The 16,371-nt window shown below is 51.1% G+C and carries 12 protein-coding genes; all 12 read left to right on the top strand.

Annotation, left to right across the window (positions count from 1 at the left end; genetic code table 11):
* The first annotated feature begins 27 nt into the window (after positions 1–27).
* The 12 genes from RBT11_08170 (at position 28) to RBT11_08225 (ending at position 16,365) form a co-directional block, all read left to right on the top strand.
* Entirely contained in the window at positions 28–900 is an 873-nt protein-coding gene (locus RBT11_08170; GenBank protein MDX9786737.1) for a stage 0 sporulation family protein, read from the top strand.
* 2 nt (positions 901–902) lie between these two features.
* Positions 903–2,828 (top strand): methionine--tRNA ligase, encoded by a 1,926-nt coding sequence (metG, locus tag RBT11_08175; GenBank protein ID MDX9786738.1) that lies wholly within the window; start codon positions 903–905, stop codon positions 2,826–2,828.
* Positions 2,829–2,877: 49 nt separating this feature from the next.
* Positions 2,878–4,263: a penicillin-binding transpeptidase domain-containing protein gene (locus RBT11_08180; GenBank protein MDX9786739.1), complete on the top strand. Its 1,386-nt coding sequence runs from the start codon at positions 2,878–2,880 to the stop codon at positions 4,261–4,263.
* 14 nt (positions 4,264–4,277) lie between these two features.
* Positions 4,278–5,474: a DegT/DnrJ/EryC1/StrS family aminotransferase gene (locus tag RBT11_08185; protein ID MDX9786740.1), complete on the top strand. Its 1,197-nt coding sequence runs from the start codon at positions 4,278–4,280 to the stop codon at positions 5,472–5,474.
* Between the two features lie 80 nt (positions 5,475–5,554).
* Positions 5,555–6,625, top strand: a complete 1,071-nt coding sequence (locus RBT11_08190) for an iron-containing alcohol dehydrogenase family protein (protein ID MDX9786741.1) — start codon at positions 5,555–5,557, stop codon at positions 6,623–6,625.
* 7 nt (positions 6,626–6,632) lie between these two features.
* A complete protein-coding gene (locus RBT11_08195) occupies positions 6,633–10,415 on the top strand; it encodes an SIS domain-containing protein (protein MDX9786742.1) in 3,783 nt (1,260 codons plus the stop codon).
* Between the two features lie 287 nt (positions 10,416–10,702).
* Positions 10,703–12,061 (top strand): electron transport complex subunit RsxC, encoded by a 1,359-nt coding sequence (gene rsxC / locus RBT11_08200; protein ID MDX9786743.1) that lies wholly within the window; start codon positions 10,703–10,705, stop codon positions 12,059–12,061.
* Between the two features lie 60 nt (positions 12,062–12,121).
* Positions 12,122–13,105 (top strand): RnfABCDGE type electron transport complex subunit D, encoded by a 984-nt coding sequence (locus RBT11_08205; protein ID MDX9786744.1) that lies wholly within the window; start codon positions 12,122–12,124, stop codon positions 13,103–13,105.
* Between the two features lie 65 nt (positions 13,106–13,170).
* Positions 13,171–13,818, top strand: coding sequence for an FMN-binding protein (locus RBT11_08210; protein MDX9786745.1), 648 nt, complete (start codon positions 13,171–13,173; stop codon positions 13,816–13,818).
* A 69-nt stretch (positions 13,819–13,887) separates the two neighbouring features.
* Positions 13,888–14,502 (top strand): electron transport complex subunit RsxE, encoded by a 615-nt coding sequence (rsxE, locus tag RBT11_08215; GenBank protein MDX9786746.1) that lies wholly within the window; start codon positions 13,888–13,890, stop codon positions 14,500–14,502.
* Between the two features lie 59 nt (positions 14,503–14,561).
* Positions 14,562–15,320 carry an Rnf-Nqr domain containing protein gene (locus RBT11_08220; GenBank protein MDX9786747.1) on the top strand — a complete coding sequence of 253 codons (759 nt, stop codon included), beginning with the start codon at positions 14,562–14,564 and terminating at the stop codon, positions 15,318–15,320.
* A 130-nt stretch (positions 15,321–15,450) separates the two neighbouring features.
* Positions 15,451–16,365: an RnfABCDGE type electron transport complex subunit B gene (locus tag RBT11_08225; GenBank protein MDX9786748.1), complete on the top strand. Its 915-nt coding sequence runs from the start codon at positions 15,451–15,453 to the stop codon at positions 16,363–16,365.
* Positions 16,366–16,371: the final 6 nt, after the last annotated feature.

Here is a 16,371-nt window from a genome sequence, read left to right on the forward strand (position 1 = left end):
CTTAAGATGAACAGCTAAGATGACGATATGAAAAAAGTAGTTGGAATCCGGTTTAAATCCGCAGGAAAGGTTTATGACTTTGAATGCGGTGCCTATGTGCTCAATCCGGGGGATCATGTGATTGTCGAAACCGAACAGGGGCTGGGGTTCGGCACTGTGGCGATGATGCCCCGGCCCTATGATGAAATGGATGCCCCCCGCCCGTTGAAAAAGATCTTTCGCCCGGCCAACCAAACCGATTTTTCTCAGATCGAAAAGAACCGGCAGACCGAAAAAGATGCGCATGCCTATTGTGTGGAGTGTATCAAGGAACTTAACCTGAGCATGAACCTTTTTTCAGTGGAAAGCACCTTTGACGGCGGTAAACTCACTTTTTTCTTTACCGCCGAATCACGTGTCGACTTTCGCCAATTGGTCAAGCTGTTGGTTAAGAAACTAGGGGCTCGGATTGAAATGCGCCAGGTGGGCATTCGAAATCAGGCCAAAATGTGTGGCGGGCTCGGCCGATGCGGTCGCGTGCTGTGTTGCGCCTCTTTTCTGGATAAATTTGAACCGGTGTCCATTCGAATGGCAAAGGAACAGGGGCTCTCATTAAATCCGACCAAAATTTCCGGCCAATGCGGCCGGTTGATGTGTTGCCTGACCTATGAGTTTGAAACCTACCGGCAATTAAAAAAAGGGTTGCCCAAAATCGGCAAAAAGGTCATGACGGAAAAAGGCATCGGCAAGGTGATTCGGCACAACGTTATCGGCAACCGGATTTCCGTTCGTTTAGAGGACGGCATCGAGATGGAGGTGCCGATCGATGCGATCAAGAAAGAGGATTCCGAAGACAATCATACCGCCTGCGACGATGAAATAAACGATATAGAAGATTTGGATATAACGGAACAGGAGTAAGTATGCCCTCGGATACATTTTACATTACTACCCCAATCTATTATGTGAATGCGCGTCCGCATTTGGGCCATGCATATACCACCATCGTTGCGGACGTAGTCTCCCGGTTTCATTCCATGAAAAAACAGGAGACGTTTTTTCTGACCGGTACGGATGAGCACGGTGATAAAATTGTTCGTGCCGCGAAAAAAGAAGGGCTTTCCCCGAGAATCTACGTGGATAAGATCAGTGGGCTGTTCAGGGCGCTGTGGCCGGAGTTGAATATTCGGCACAATGCCTTTATTCGTACCACGGATCCTTCCCATATCGCCGTGGTAGAGCAAATTCTTCAAAAGATTTATGATCAGGGGGATATCTATTTCAGCGAATACGAGGGGCTTTACTGTTACGGCTGCGAGCGGTTTTATACGGAACGCGAGTTGGTGGACGGCAAATGCCCGGACCATGAAACCGCGCCGGAAATCATAAAGGAATCGAATTATTTTTTCCGGATGAGCAATTATCAGGATTGGCTGATCGACCATATTAAAGCGCATCCCGATTTTATTCGTCCCGAGCGTTATCGGAACGAGGTACTGTCTTTTCTCAAAGAACCATTGGAAGATCTTTGTATTTCAAGGCCCAAGTCCAGGCTACAATGGGGCATCACCCTTCCGTTTGACGTTAATTATGTCACCTATGTGTGGTTTGATGCGCTGATCAATTACTTAAGCGCGCTGGGGTATCCGGATGGCGCGCAGTTTAAGAAGTTTTGGCCTTCGGTGCAACATGTGGTGGCCAAGGACATTCTGAAACCTCACGGTATTTACTGGCCGATCATGCTCAAATCCGCGGGTATTCCCGTTTTTAATCACCTCAATGTGCATGGATACTGGAATATCGATCAGAGCAAAATGTCCAAAAGCATCGGGAATGTCGTGGATCCGCTGAATTTGAAAAATGATTACGGTGTGGATGCGTTTCGCTATTTTTTAATGCGCGAGATGTCCTTTGGCTTGGATGCCGGTTTTTCCGAGGAATTGCTGGTTCAGCGCATCAACTCGGATTTGGCCAATGATTTGGGAAATTTATTTTCAAGAGTCATTGCCATGGCGCATAAGTATTTTTCCGGGGTGGTGCCGAGTGTGGATGGAACCGTTGAAAATGATCTGAAGCTAGGGTTGCAGGCTTCGGCCGGAAGAATAGTGGCCGAGTATGACATGGCCATGGAGGCGTTTGCCTTTAACAAGGCTTTGGGCTGGGTCTGGGAATTTATTAATCAGCTCAACAAATATATCGATACGACAGCTCCCTGGGAACTTGCGAAGAAAAAAACGAGTCGGAAAGAGCTTGAAGCTGTCATTTACAACCTTTTGGAAGGGCTTCGAATCATTTCCGGCTTGATTTATCCGGTGATGCCGGATACGGCTGTAAAGATGCAGACGCATCTGGGAATGGATCCCGCTTTGCCGTTTTATGCCATCGAACAATTAAAGATGTGGCGGCTCACGCAACCGGGAACCCGGCTGCCGAAATCAATCGTTCTTTTTCCCCGGATTGACATGCAGAAGAATAAAACGGAGGCATCTCCCGTGGCGGACTCGATTCCCGTGGAGACGGAATTAAAACCGGAAATTACCATAGAAGATTTTGCCAAGGTTGACCTGCGGGTTGCGACCGTGGTAAAGGCTCAGGCAGTCCCCCGGGCTAAAAAACTGCTTGAACTTGAAGTCGATATGGGAACTCGGCGGACCATTGTGTCCGGAATTGCGCTCCAATATGAACCCGAGGACCTGGTTGGGAAACAGGTTATTATTATCGCCAACCTCAAACCCGCCAAACTCATGGGCGTTTTATCCAAAGGAATGTTGCTGGCTGCGGTGGATGACGCCGGCCCGACCATCGCCACAGTGGATAAGGCGGTTAAGCCGGGGACGCGATTAAGCTAGGTGTCGTCGTTAGCCAACTGAAACTGGAGAAACTCGGTCAAAAGCGTTCATGATGGCCTTAAATCCCAAGATCGATCTGAAAAATACACCCCGAATGGATTGGCGCACCGCTCAACGCCTTTATCAGCGGAAGGCCCTTGTTCGCCGAAAACTTGTGCCTCGTGTTGTTTGCCTGGCCGTCTTGACCCTCCTGATTTGGGGGGGGCAACGGTATCTTTCGGACGTTATGAACCGGGAAGACAGCCTGGTTTCCCCGGTTGCAACGGACAAGCACATTGGTACCAAGCTTAATTCTCCGCTGACCAAGAGTGATATACAGACACTGTTGGTAAATGAGCCCATTACGAATCTGACAGAACAGAGTTTTACGCTGCAAGTGCATGGAACGCCGGTTCATGTCGATACCAGTCTCGATCTTTCTTTGCAGCAATTTTTGCTGGATCGACTAAAGGGCTCCATTTCCCGGCATACCGGCATGGTCGTCCTGGAGCCCGCAACCGGTCGAATTCTGGCCATGGTCGGTTTTAACAAGCAGCCAACCGACATCAATCCTTGTCTGGACAGTCAATTTCCGGCCGCCAGCGTGTTTAAAATCGTCACAGCGTCTGCGGCATTGGAAGCGGGCGGCTTGAACCCGGATTCGGCACTTTCTTTCAACGGCGGCAAATACACCTTGTATAAAACCCAGCTCAAGGAAAATAACTCCCGCTACACGAGCCGAACTTCCTTAAAAGACGCCTTTGCGCAGTCCATCAATCCGGTTTTCGGTAAGTTGGGCTGTTTGCGATTGGGACAGTCCGTTCTCACCAAGTATGCGGATGCCTTTGGCTTCAATCGCCAGATAGACTTTGAAGCGGCAATTCAGCCTAGCAGCGTGACATTAACGGACGAGCGATACCAACTGGCCGAGATTGCCAGCGGTTTTAACCGGCGGACCACCTTATCCCCGCTTCATGGTGCGTTGATTGCCGCGGCCATTGTCAATGGGGGACAGATGCCTGAGCCGACCATCATTGATTCCATTACCGAACCGAACGGCACGCTGTTGTATCGAGGCGGAAAATTCATGGTTGGCCCAACCATTCGCGCCGAGACTTGTGATCAGCTTCAGCAGTTGATGCAGGGAACCATTCGTTCCGGCACCTGCCGAAAAGCATTTCGGGGATATCAAAAAGACCGCGTGTTATCGCAGTTGGCTATCGGCGGAAAAACAGGCTCCATTGATAATCAGACTCGGGATGCCCGTATCGATTGGTTTGTGGGGTTTGCGGAAGAAAAGAACGGGCAAAAGGCGATTGCGCTGGCGATTGTGGTTGCCCATGAAGACTATATCGGCACCCGGGCCAACGAGTATGCCAAAATGGTCATCAAACATTATTTCAATGATTATTTTTCAGCCCGCCGGGCAACGCCCCAAAAGAGCGCCAGGAGCTAAAAAGGAGACAGACTATGCCGGGATTCGAAATTTTCGGCGATGAGGAAAGAAAAGAGGTGGGAGACGTTCTGGAAACGGGCGTTTTGTTCCGCTACGGGTTTGACGGGGCGCGCAAGGGCCATTGGAAAGCCAAGGCATTTGAATCCGCACTTTCCGAAAAACTCGGCGTGAAGTACTGCCATTTATGCTCTAGCGGTACGGCGGCGTTGAGTATCGCCCTTGCTGCCTGCGGAATCGGCGCCGGTGATGAAGTGATTGTGCCGCCCTTTACCTTTTTGGCCACGATTGAGGCGGTAATCAACGCGGGTGCCATTCCCGTGTTCTCGGAAATTGATGAAACGCTGTGCCTTGATCCTAAAAGTATAGAGGCGGTGGTGACACCGCGGACCCGAGCGGTGATCACGGTTCATATGTGCGGTGCCATGGCTCAAATCGATCAAATCCGCCGCCTTTGCGATGATAAGGGCCTGGTCCTGATTGAAGATGCCTGCCAGGCCGTGGGCGGCACTTTTCGGGGAAAAGCGCTGGGAAGTTTTGGCCACATGGGGTGCTTTTCGTTTGATGCCGTTAAGACCATTACCTGCGGCGAGGGCGGGGCGGTGATCACCGACGATTCAAATCGCTATCTTCTTGCCGCCGCCTTTTCGGATCACGGTCACGATCATATCGGAAATGACAGAGGCCTTGAAAACCATGAAATTTTGGGCGCCAACTACCGAATCTGTGAACTGAATGCAGCGGTCGGCTTGGCGCAATTGCGAAAGCTGGACTGTATTATAGAAACGCAACGGGCCAATAAAAAAGCGATTAAGGACGCCCTAAATAAATATTCCGAGGTTCGTTTTCGGCATCTTCCCGATCCTGCCGGAGACTCGGCCACCTTTCTGTCTTTCTTGCTGCCCAGCGAGACGCGCGCTCGTCAGATTGCGGGGGCATTGGGACAGGCAGGCGTGGACGGATGTTTTTATTGGTATGATAATAACTGGCATTATATTCGCAGATGGGATCACTTGCGGCGGCTCTCTTCCCCGGCACCGCTATCGATAACCCGTTTGAATCATCCTTCGGCCTGCGATTATAACAACCTTTCTTTACCCCAATCGGATGGAATCATGAGCAGGACCCTTTCAATGCAGATTAAGTTATCCTGGACACCGGCGCAGTTGCAGCAGCGGATTGAGGCGATTTGCGGGGTGTTTGCGCGTGATTGAACCGGTCTGATGGCATACAAAGCAACCCATCCAAAAAACGCGATAACTCCAACCCATATAAACTCAAAGAAGGAAAATCTATGTTCCGGAATTTTAAAGTGGTTTCGCACGTGGTATTCGGCCGTGGCTGCTTTGCCCAGTTGGGTGATATTTTAGCACCCCGGCGCCGTGCAGATTCTTCTTGTGTGGTGTTCTTAGTGGATGATGTATTTAAAAACGGCGAGTTAGAGCGTCGGTTGCCGATGCAGGACAATGACCGTCGTATTTGGGTCAATGTGACGGATGAGCCCAAAACAAAATACGTCGATGCACTGACTGCCGAGATCAAGACCGTAACCGGCCGGTTGCCCGATGGGGTGATTGGTATCGGGGGCGGCAGCACCATGGATTTGGCCAAAGCGGTTTCACTCATGCTGACAAATCCAGGCAGTTCCGCAGATTATCAGGGATGGGATCTGATTCAACAGCCGGCAGTATACCACGTTGGCATTCCCACGCTGTCCGGAACCGGCGCCGAGGTTTCCCGCACGACCGTATTATCCGGGCCGGAAAGGAAATTGGGCATCAACTCGGATCACACGGTATTTGACCAGGTGGTGCTCGATCCGGAGCTGATTGAAAACGCCCCGGACGAGCAGCGATTTTATACCGGTATGGATTGTTATATTCATTGCGTGGAGTCGCTGACCGGAACCTATTTAAACGAATTCAGCAAGGCTTACGGCGGGAAATCCCTTGAATTGTGCCGAGATGTCTTTTTGCACCCCAGAAGCGCTGAAGGCGAAGATAAACTCATGATGGCGTCCTATTTCGGGGGCATGAGCATCGCCTATTCGCAGGTGGGGGTTTGCCATGCACTTTCCTACGGGCTTTCCTATGTGCTGGGCCTGCATCACGGGATCGGCAACAGCATCGTTTTTGATTACCTGGAGGAGTTTTACCCGGAAGGGGTTCGGGAATTTCGTATCATGGCGGATAAAAACGGCATTTTGCTACCGCGTAACCTCGTAGCCGGCATGTCCAATGAGAACATGGAAAAAATGATCGATGTGGCGCTTTTTCTGGCGCCGCTTTGGGAAAACGCCCTTGGAAGCGATTGGAAAAAACTAATGACGCGGGAACGAATCAGGGGCTTTTACGAAAGGATGTAGCGAATAGATGAAACGCTTTTTCAGCGCAACCCGGGTGTCAATCTCAGGATGCAAAGAGCGAATTCGAAACACGCTGTTATCGCGCGTCTATTTTGGCAGGCACATGAGGCAAGTGCCTGCGGGCGCCATCGTGTTTTTCCCTTGCCGTTCGACGGTTCTCAACTGCGGGCTGGCCGGTCTTGTTTCCGTTAAATCCCGTGAAGACGGTATTGACCGTATTGATATTCGGCCGCTGGCGGAATTGATTTCACGGATTGAAGCGCGTGGGCTTCATTTTTGCCTCGAACAGAACCTGCCAGTTGCCACGGATTATTTTTCCGGCGCTGGTACCGTGGGTACCCTGTTGAAAACCGTGCGACAATTTAAACGGTCCAATGCGTTTTTTCAGGTATGTGCTCAGCCAGAAGTGCAGCGCGCGTTTGCGGATTACGCCGATCGGTTGGCTCATTTTATCGTGGTGGAGGAAAATCTGCTTAAAGCGAAGCTCGGCATGTTGCCCGTTGATGTGGTGCCGGCGATGACGGCGTGCATTGAGGATTTAAAGGATGTCCGGTGGTGCCTGAATGCAGAGATTTTGGATAACATCGAAAAAGTAAAATTGCTGGCCGGCGGAGATGGTTCGCCTCGGAAGGCGTCATCCTTCAAGCTATATAAAGAAATCAATGCGGTGCTTAACAGCATGGATCGGCTCGAGGTTCGGGGGCGGGATTCGGCCGGCATCTCCGTTCTGATGAGCATGTCGGCCGGCGAATATGAACGATTCGAGACGTCACTGTCTCAGCGGGAAAACGGGAGGCTTTCGGCTGAATTTTCCGAGCGAAAGAACCGATCGATACTGCTCAACCGGGGGATCAGCGTCCGTGAAACAACGAATGGCCAAGGGGTCAAAACGACGGCTGTTTGTATGACCTACAAGGTGGCTGCCGAAATCGGCAGCCTCGGGGATAACATTCGTTTTATTCGTGAACAGATATCAGCGGATGTGATATTTCAGGCGCTTACCGAGTGTGCCTATGAACATTACTCCCTGTCGAGTCACACCCGGTGGGCATCGGTCGGCGCCATTTGTGAGGCAAACTGTCATCCGGTGGATAATCGGGCCGCCCATGGGGTTGAGTCGGTTGGAATTATTCAGGCCTGTCTTAATGGCGATATCGATAACCATCTGGCGCTTACCGAAACGCTGGCGCAAAGCGGGGTCAGGATACCCGAGGAGATTACAACCGACACAAAAATTATTCCGCTTCAGATTCAAAAATACATTCAGCAAGACCATGATATAGCGGAAGCATTTCGGCTGGCGGTAAATGATTTTGATGGATCGCATGCTATCGCGATTCAAACTGACCTGGCTCCGGGGAAACTTTTTCTGGCGCAAAGAGGCAGCGGGCAAGCAATTTTTGTGGGGCTTGCCGATGATAATTTTATGACCGTATCAGAGGTTTACGGTTTTGTCGAAGAAACAGAACGGTATATCAAATTGAACGGCGAGAAGGTGATTGAGGGGAAAAACGGCCCGACACAAGGCCAACTTTTTATACTCAATCGGGAAGGAGGCGCCGGTCTTGACGGCATTGAGGCCATGTATTATGACGGCACCCCAATCATCCTATCTGAAAACGATATCAAGAGAACCGAACTGACCACCCGCGATATCGATCGGCAGGGGTTTCCCCATTATTTTTTAAAGGAGATTTCCGAGTCTCCGGCTTCGGTGGAAAAAACCCTGCATAATCGATGGAAAATTGAAGAAAAAGATGGCTTGCGGCGCTACCGGGTGGCTCTGAATGAAACCATGGTGCCGGTGCAATTGCGGGATGCATTGACCGGCCGCAATGATGCTGCGCCCATTCGGCGAATCTATTTTGTGGGGCAGGGGACCGCAGGCATTGCGGCCAAGGCTTGCGCCGATATTCTCAACTACTATTTGAATGATCCGGTATTGCCCATTACGGCATTAAAGGCCTCGGAGTTGAGCGGATTTCGTATTCAAGGGGAGGATTCCGACGCCCGCAGCATGGCCGATACCCTGGTTGTTGCCATCAGCCAATCCGGTACGACCACCGACACCAATCGAACGATCGATATGGTTCGGGCGCGCGGGGCACACAGCATTGCCATTGTCAATCGACGGGATTCGGACATCACCTTTAAAGTCGGTGGTGTGATCTATACCAGCAGCGGTCGGGATATTGAGATGTCGGTGGCGTCCACCAAGGCGTTTTATTCTCAGATTATTGCAGGTGCGCTGTTGGGACTTTTTATTGCCGAACTCAAAGGCAAAAGATCGCCTGAGTTTATCTCGGAAGAGATACTGCGCCTGTTAAGGATTCCGGAGCACATGAGAGCTGTTCTGGCCGATAAGACGGAGATTGAGCGTTCGGCCCGGAAATTCGCGCCGGCCAAAACTTACTGGGCGGCCGTCGGCAGCGGCCCCAATAAGGCGGCTGCTGATGAAATCCGTATCAAACTCAGTGAGCTGTGCTATAAGACCATCTCATCAGATTATGTGGAAGACAAAAAGCATATTGATTTGTCTTCAGAGCCCCTGATTATTATTTGCGCCGCCGGCACCAAGCCGTCGGTTTTGGGGGATATTATAAAAGATACGGCCATATTCAAGGCTCATAAGGCCACGCCGGTGGTCATTACGGATGAGGGGGAAGATCGCTTTGCGCCCTATGCGGATTCGGTGTTTCATGTTCCGGCGGTTCCGCAGCACCTATCGCCGATATTAAATACCCTGGTTGGTCATCTCTGGGGATATTATGCGGCCCTCGCCATTCACGACGGATCGAGATTTCTCTTTGAATACCGGTCGGATTTTCATAAAGCGGTCGACCGGCATGTGGCCGAGGGCCTGGATGTCTTTGAAGTCATCTTGGAAAAGTCCTTCCGTGAAACGGTTGCCAAGTTTTACAACCAGGTTCGAGTCCGCCAACGGGCAACGGACTCTCCAATGCCCATTGCACTGGCTTCGGAGATTATTCTATTGCTCAAATATCTCTCGGGCAGGCTGCCCGCTTCTGATTTCGAACTTGATTTCGGTACTAAGGGCACTGCCCGGAAAATGCTGGAAACCTTTTTTGAAGTGATGGGAAAATCCATCAATATCATGGCCAGACCTGTAGATGCCATTAAGCATCAGGCAAAAACCGTGACGGTGGGAACCAGCCGAATCAAAGAGAAGGTGGAGGGGATTTTGTTTGATGTGCTTGGCGTGCATGGCGTCACGCTCTCCCAATTGGTCAATCACAATATTATTGTGTTGAAGCATCTGCAGGGAATCGTGTCGGAGGTCAAGGGGGCCATTTTATATCGGATCGGCGGGTTGAATCTTCTCGGTGAGTTAACCGACGATACCACCATTGAGGTAATTGCAAAAAGCGGTATCCTGAATTCGATTCCCTCGCGGGTTGAAAAAGACCATCGACTCAAGGGCACCAAACGAATCATTGTGCGGCAGGGAAATGTCTATATCGGCAAAGGCCGAAAGGACGATCGCAGTATTATTGTGATTCCGATTATTTCCGCATCGCCTGAAACACCGAATATGATCGAGTTCTTGCTGCTGCTCAACATCGCGTTTAAACCCGAGGTGCCGTTAACGGCCAGGGTCAAGGCGCTGGGCGGTAAGTATGAGCACATTAAAAACATCGTTCAAGAGAACAATATTTCTTGGGATGACGAATACTTAAATCTGATGGACATGGACGCGCTGTTTGGTTTGTCCGCCGAAAAAATAGGGGAGTTTATTGTCGGCCGGATGGCGGCGACAGCTAAAATATAATTTGACAAGCGCTGGAATTGGAGGCATAAAATATCTCCTTGTGCACAAGTGATGCGCGAGTGAGAAGATGATCTGCGCAAGCGATGACAGCTCGAATTTTGTGTTGTCCTTTTTTGCATCGGGTCATTTCAACCGGCTGAAGCCTCGGCCCGCTTTACTTTGAAGCGGGAGAGCATTCATTATCAAAATTTAAAACCGAATTAGATTCGTGAATTTAACATCGGGTGAGCCTTCTTCGCTTAATTTCCGATGATGCGACTAAAGCGGAATCGTTTCAAGGAGGCATCATGAGCCTTGGCCTGGAAGGGTTGCCGGGCAGTGGCACATTCGCTCACGGCGTTCACCCGCCGGAGAGGAAAAACTTTTCAAGCGATGTGCCGATTGAAGTAATCCCGGCGGCAAATAGTGTTCTGCTGCCCTTGACCCAACATGTGGGCGCGCCCTGTGCGCCGATTGTGAAGGCAAAGCAAGCGGTATCATATGGCGAGATGGTCGCCAACGCGGAAGCGTTCGTTTCCGCGCCGATCCATTCCCCCATCAATGGTAAGGTCCAGAAAACCGGCGTTACCACCCTTCCCAACGGCAGGCATGTGCCGGCCATTCCCATTGTGGCGGAAGGGGATCAAATTTCCGCGGATCAATTGTGGGAAGAAACCTTTGGCGGGAAATGGTCGCTGAATGAGGCGGCCGAATTTGCGCCTGAAAAGATCGGCGCCGCCATTCGACAAGCCGGTATCGTCGGCCAGGGCGGGGCAGCGTTTCCGACGCATGTCAAATTCGCCAAAAATGAGAAAAAACCGATCGAAGCCCTGTTGGTGAACGGGTGTGAGTGCGAGCCGTACCTGACCACTGATTACCGGCTGATGCTGGAGGCGTCCGAGCCGATCATCGCGGGCGCCATTCTGGCGGCGCGTGCCGTGGGTGCGGAGACCATTGCCATCGGCATTGAAGACAATAAGCCCAAAGCCGTGGAAGCGCTTAAAGCGGCTGCTGCCGGTACCGCGGTTAAGGTTTGTGTCATTCATACCAAATACCCGCAGGGAAGTGAAAAACAGTTGATCAAAGCCTTGGTGGGCCGCGAGGTACCGGTCGGCGGCCTTCCCATGGATGTGGGTGTTGCCGTGACCAATGTGGGAACCGCCGCGGCGATTGCAGGGGCTGTTCTGCGGGGCAAACCCCTGACGCACCGGGTGGTGTGTGTTACCGGTGGCGGCATTGCGCAACCGAAAAATCTATTGGTTCCGATCGGCATCGCTTTTGGGGAACTGGTGGCTTATTGCGGCGGATTGAAGCTGAATGCGGGGCGTTTAGTGGCGGGGGGTCCGATGATGGGATTTGCGTTTACGGATTTAGCCATGCCAGTAACCAAAGGCACCAGCGCGCTCACCGTGTTAACGACCGAGGATGTTCAAAAAGCCGATGAGACGGCCTGTATTCGTTGCGGCCGATGCGTGGATGCCTGTCCCATGAACCTTGTTCCCACCAAACTGGCGCTGGCATCCCGGCATAAGGATCTGGAACTGGCTCAACGATATCATATTATGGCCTGTTTTGAATGCGGGTGTTGTGCTTATATTTGCCCAGCGAATCTGCCGATCGTACAGCTCGTCCGGACGGGCAAAGCGTTGCTGATGGCCAAGCGGTAGGCCTGGGAAAGATAGGTCCGATGAACCAAATTATAGTGAGACGGAGCGAAATTAAAAAAAATGGAAGCTGAATCGATAAAATCCGCACTGAACGTGGCCCCTTCACCCCATTTGCCCGGGACCGGGCGGACCACACAGACAGTTATGATCGATGTGCTGATCGGGTTGGCGCCGATGGTTCTTGTGGCAGTATACGTGTTTCACTGGTATGCCGTCAAGCAAATCGGTATCTGCGTGATAAGTTGCCTCGCCGCCGAAGCGGCCTTTACCCGGCTTCGTGGGAACGATCTTTGTTTAAATGATTTTTCTGCCGCGGTGACAGGCGTGATTTTGGGATTGTCCTTGCCCGGTCCGGCACCTTGGTTTGTAGGGGTGATTGCCTCGGCGGTGGCCATGGGTTTCGGAAAAATCATTTTCGGCGGTCTCGGCATGAATATTTTCAATCCGGCCATGGTGGGACGAGCCTTTGTGATGATCGCCTTTGCCGGGTTGATGGGCGCCTCCGGGTATGAAATTTCAGCCGGGACGGTGGATATTATGTCTCAAGCCACCCCGCTGACCGCGTTTAAGCAGGCTGGCATCAGTACCCCGTTGTTGGCACTTTTGCTCGGCAACACCAATGGATCGTTGGGGGAAACCAGTGCGCTTGCTTGTTTGTTGGGCGGCATTTTTCTCTGTGTCAGGCGCACAGCATCCTGGGAAATCCCGGCCGGTGTGATTCTGACGGCGGGCATGATCGCCTTTTTGGCGAATCTGGTCGACATGACCGCCCCTTGGACGGCCATGCACCATCTGACCGGCGGCGCTCTTCTGTTCGGTGCGTTTTTTATCGCCACGGACCCGGTATCAAGTCCGGTAACGCCGAAGGGAAAATGGATTTTCGGCATTGGTGTGGGCGGCTTTATCATGTTGCTGCGGCTTTACAGCGGCTATCCGGAGGGCGTTATGTTTGCTGTTCTGCTGATGAACGGCGTGACGCCGTTGATTAATCGCTGGACGGTTCCGGAGCCGTTCGGTGGAATTCCATTGGTACCCAGCCGATAGGCCTCGGCAATAACGGTTTAGGCAGTAAAAGGTATTAATCGCGAAAATATGAAGGAAATAGTGACATGGGAGCTGAAAATTCGGAAAAATCCGCTGGCTCGTCCCGTTTAAAGCAAAATTATTTGGTCCAAGCTTGGTTGGTGCTGCTGCTGGCTGTTTGTTTCGGCTCTGCATTGGCGGCTGTTCAAATGACGTTAGGACCGACCATAGAGGCCAATAAGCTGAATGAAACATTGGAGAAAGTGCCGGAGCTGGTCTATGGCCAAGAAACTGCTGCTCAACTTCAGAACACGCAGCAGATTACGATCGCGCCTCGCCAGATCGAAGTAAAAACACCGGTTAAAACGACCTACTACAGTGTTTATGACACTGCAAAGGAAGGAAAACGCTCCGGGTGGGTGGTAAAAGCCAAAGGACAGGGGTATGCCGATAAGATTGAGCTTCTGGTGGGTCTTGATGCTGGTGCAGAGAAAATAACAGGCTTGTTTATTCTGGATCAGAAAGAAACGCCGGGATTGGGGAATAAAATCATCGAAACAAAATGGCGAGGCCAGTTTATCGGGAAAAGTACGCTTCAACCCCTGCGGGTCACCAAGTCCGGCGCGAAGGCGCCAGAAGAAATCGATTCGGTCTCAGGTGCCACCATATCTTCCGACAGTGTATGCAGCATTGTGAATATCACGCTCGGAGACCTGAAAGATAAGCTTAAATAATACATGGCATGCCGATTTGCCGGCACCGTGAAAATCCATTACAGATTTTATATTAAGAGGAAAATTGTTATGGCTGAAGGCCCAACCCCAATGGAAAGGTTTATTCAGGGTATTTTGCCTGAAAACCCGGTATACCGTCAATTACTTGGCCTGTGCCCCACCCTTGCCGTGACGAATGGCATGCAGGCAGCGTTGACCATGGCCGGTGCGGTCATGTTTGTATTGTTTTGTGCGAACGTTATTATCAGCTTGATTCGAAACCTGCTTCAACCGCACTTGCGAATTGTGATCTTCACGCTGACCATCGCCACCTTTGTCACCATCGCCGATCGGTTTTTAGCGGCTTATCTCTACCAGATGAGCAAAGCCCTTGGGCCGTACATTCCCCTCATTATTGTGAATTGCATCATTATCGGTCGTTGTGAGATTTGTGCGTCAAGGCAATCGGTTTTTACAGCCGGTGCAGATGCGATCGGTCAGTCTCTTGGATTTGGTTTGGCTCTAGGCAGCATCGCGGCGGTTCGCGAAATCATGGGTACCGGTATGCTGTTTGGTTTTCGGGTTCTTCCGACAGCTTGGCCTGATTGGGGCATCATGGTGTTGCCGCCGGGTGCGTTTCTTACCTTTGGTTTGTTGCTGGGGATTGTTAATTGGATAAGCATCCGAAAATCTATGAAAAGCTAATATGCAAGGTGAAAAAGGGCCGATTGCTTGGAATAGACAACCTGAAGAGGTAGTGTGTTATGAATTATTTGATTGATATCGTGCTTATTGCCATGGGCGCCGCCCTGATCAACAACTTCGTGCTCTATTATTTTGTCGGTATCTGCCCGTTCATTGGTGTGTCGCGAAGAGTTGAAATGGCGGTTGGCATGGGCTTTGCCGTTACATTCGTCATTTCCATTGCCGCGCTGTTGAGCTGGGCTATTACGACCTTTGTGCTGATGCCAGGCGCTTGGATTTCTACAACTGTGGGTGGTTTTTTTATGGCGCCGGAAGCCGCAGCAAAAATCGATTTAACCATTCTGTGTTATATCGTTTATATTTTTGCGATTGCTTCATCCGTACAATTCGTAGAAATGTATGTTCGAAAATTTTATCCTCCCCTGTATAAATCATTCGGTGTTTTTCTGCCCTTGATTACAACGAACTGTGCCATTTTGTTTGCCTGTTTGACTATTATGAGCAATGTGGTTGGTGTGGATAACCCAGCGGATGCTTGGGATCTGGGTCGTTCCATGACCCTGGCGGTGTTCGGTGGCATCGGGTTTACCATCGCGATTGTGATCATGGCCGGCATACGGGAAGAACTCATGCTCTGTGATATTCCCAAGCCGTTTCAAGGGGCTGCCATTACCTTGATTGTGGCTGGTATACTGGCGATGTCGTTTATGGGCTTTACCGGCGTGGACAAGGGATTGCGAAAAGCGATTACATCCGTGGCCGCACCTCAGGTTGCAAGTGCCGATCTGCCCAAACCGTCTGAAACCTGGAATAAATGACGGTCAGTGTCTTCGACACGATGCGTATGTGTTTTTTTACCAATCTTACTTAATTCTTCGTGCCTGATTGTGTTCACTGGTGAATTCGCCGGCAATCGGGTGACGGAAAAAAATTGAATGGAGATAGCATATGACTTGGGTAACCGTCGGCCTTTCCGCCAGTACCTTGGTGACGATGGCGGTGATTTTCGGGTATGTATTAGGTTGGGCCAATAAGCGGTTCTACGTAGAGGTTGATCCTCGGGTGGAAGCCATCATTGGCGTGCTTCCGGGCGCTAATTGCGGTGGTTGCGGATACGTGGGCTGCGGGGATTATGCAGAAGCGATTGTGATGGGCAAAGAAGTGCCGGTGACCTTGTGTAACGTTGGTGGGGCCAGTTGCGCGGCTGGGATTGCAGCCATTATGGGGGTTGAGGTCACGCAAAGTGCACCTTATCGGCCGGTGATTCATTGTGGCGCTACTTACAAAGACCGGCTGAACAGAAATGAATACCGGGGCGAGCAGCGTTGCGCAGCGGCGAACCTGGTCGCGGATGTGCAGGGGTGCACTTACGGATGCCTGGGCCTAGGCGATTGCGCTTCGGTGTGCGATTATGACGCCCTTCATATTGTTGATGGCCTGGCGACCGTAGATTATAAGAAATGTGTGGGATGCCAAGCCTGTGCAAAGGTCTGTCCCCGGAACATTATCACCATGGCGCCTTTTAAGGCGGCTCAAATACTGGTGGTGACCTGCTCCAACAAGGATGCCGGCAAGGATGTGAAGCGTGTTTGTAATGTGGGGTGCATGGGATGTAAGGCCTGTACCAAATTCTCGGATCTGTTTACGGTTGAAAACAACCTGTCGGCGATTAATTACGACGCGTATACGGCGGAGTGCCTGCCTGATCTGGTCGCAGCCTGCAATAAATGTCCTCAGGAGCGGCTTGTCTTTGTGGGGCAACCGACTGAAATAGACCTTAAAAAGGTTGAAAAAGAGAAACTTCCCGAAATCGTGCTGCCTGATTTTAAAACCACCGTTGATGATACGGAATGGCGCGGATAAATAACA

The organism is Desulfobacterales bacterium (assembly GCA_034003325.1).
GTDB lineage: Bacteria > Desulfobacterota > Desulfobacteria > Desulfobacterales > JAFDDL01 > JAVEYW01.

Bases quoted from the DNA above. Each gene is read 5' to 3' on its own strand.
- RBT11_08190 (MDX9786741.1), top strand. From the start codon at position 5,555: ATGTTCCGGAATTTTAAAGTGGTTTCGCACGTGGTATTCGGCCGTGGC.
- RBT11_08220 (MDX9786747.1), top strand. From the start codon at position 14,562: ATGAATTATTTGATTGATATCGTGCTTATTGCCATGGGCGCCGCCCTG.
- RBT11_08225 (MDX9786748.1), top strand. From the start codon at position 15,451: ATGACTTGGGTAACCGTCGGCCTTTCCGCCAGTACCTTGGTGACGATG.
- RBT11_08170 (MDX9786737.1), top strand. From the start codon at position 28: ATGAAAAAAGTAGTTGGAATCCGGTTTAAATCCGCAGGAAAGGTTTAT.
- metG (MDX9786738.1), top strand. From the start codon at position 903: ATGCCCTCGGATACATTTTACATTACTACCCCAATCTATTATGTGAAT.
- RBT11_08185 (MDX9786740.1), top strand. From the start codon at position 4,278: ATGCCGGGATTCGAAATTTTCGGCGATGAGGAAAGAAAAGAGGTGGGA.
- RBT11_08210 (MDX9786745.1), top strand. From the start codon at position 13,171: ATGGGAGCTGAAAATTCGGAAAAATCCGCTGGCTCGTCCCGTTTAAAG.
- rsxC (MDX9786743.1), top strand. From the start codon at position 10,703: ATGAGCCTTGGCCTGGAAGGGTTGCCGGGCAGTGGCACATTCGCTCAC.
- RBT11_08205 (MDX9786744.1), top strand. From the start codon at position 12,122: ATGGAAGCTGAATCGATAAAATCCGCACTGAACGTGGCCCCTTCACCC.
- RBT11_08195 (MDX9786742.1), top strand. From the start codon at position 6,633: ATGAAACGCTTTTTCAGCGCAACCCGGGTGTCAATCTCAGGATGCAAA.
- RBT11_08180 (MDX9786739.1), top strand. From the start codon at position 2,878: ATGATGGCCTTAAATCCCAAGATCGATCTGAAAAATACACCCCGAATG.
- rsxE (MDX9786746.1), top strand. From the start codon at position 13,888: ATGGCTGAAGGCCCAACCCCAATGGAAAGGTTTATTCAGGGTATTTTG.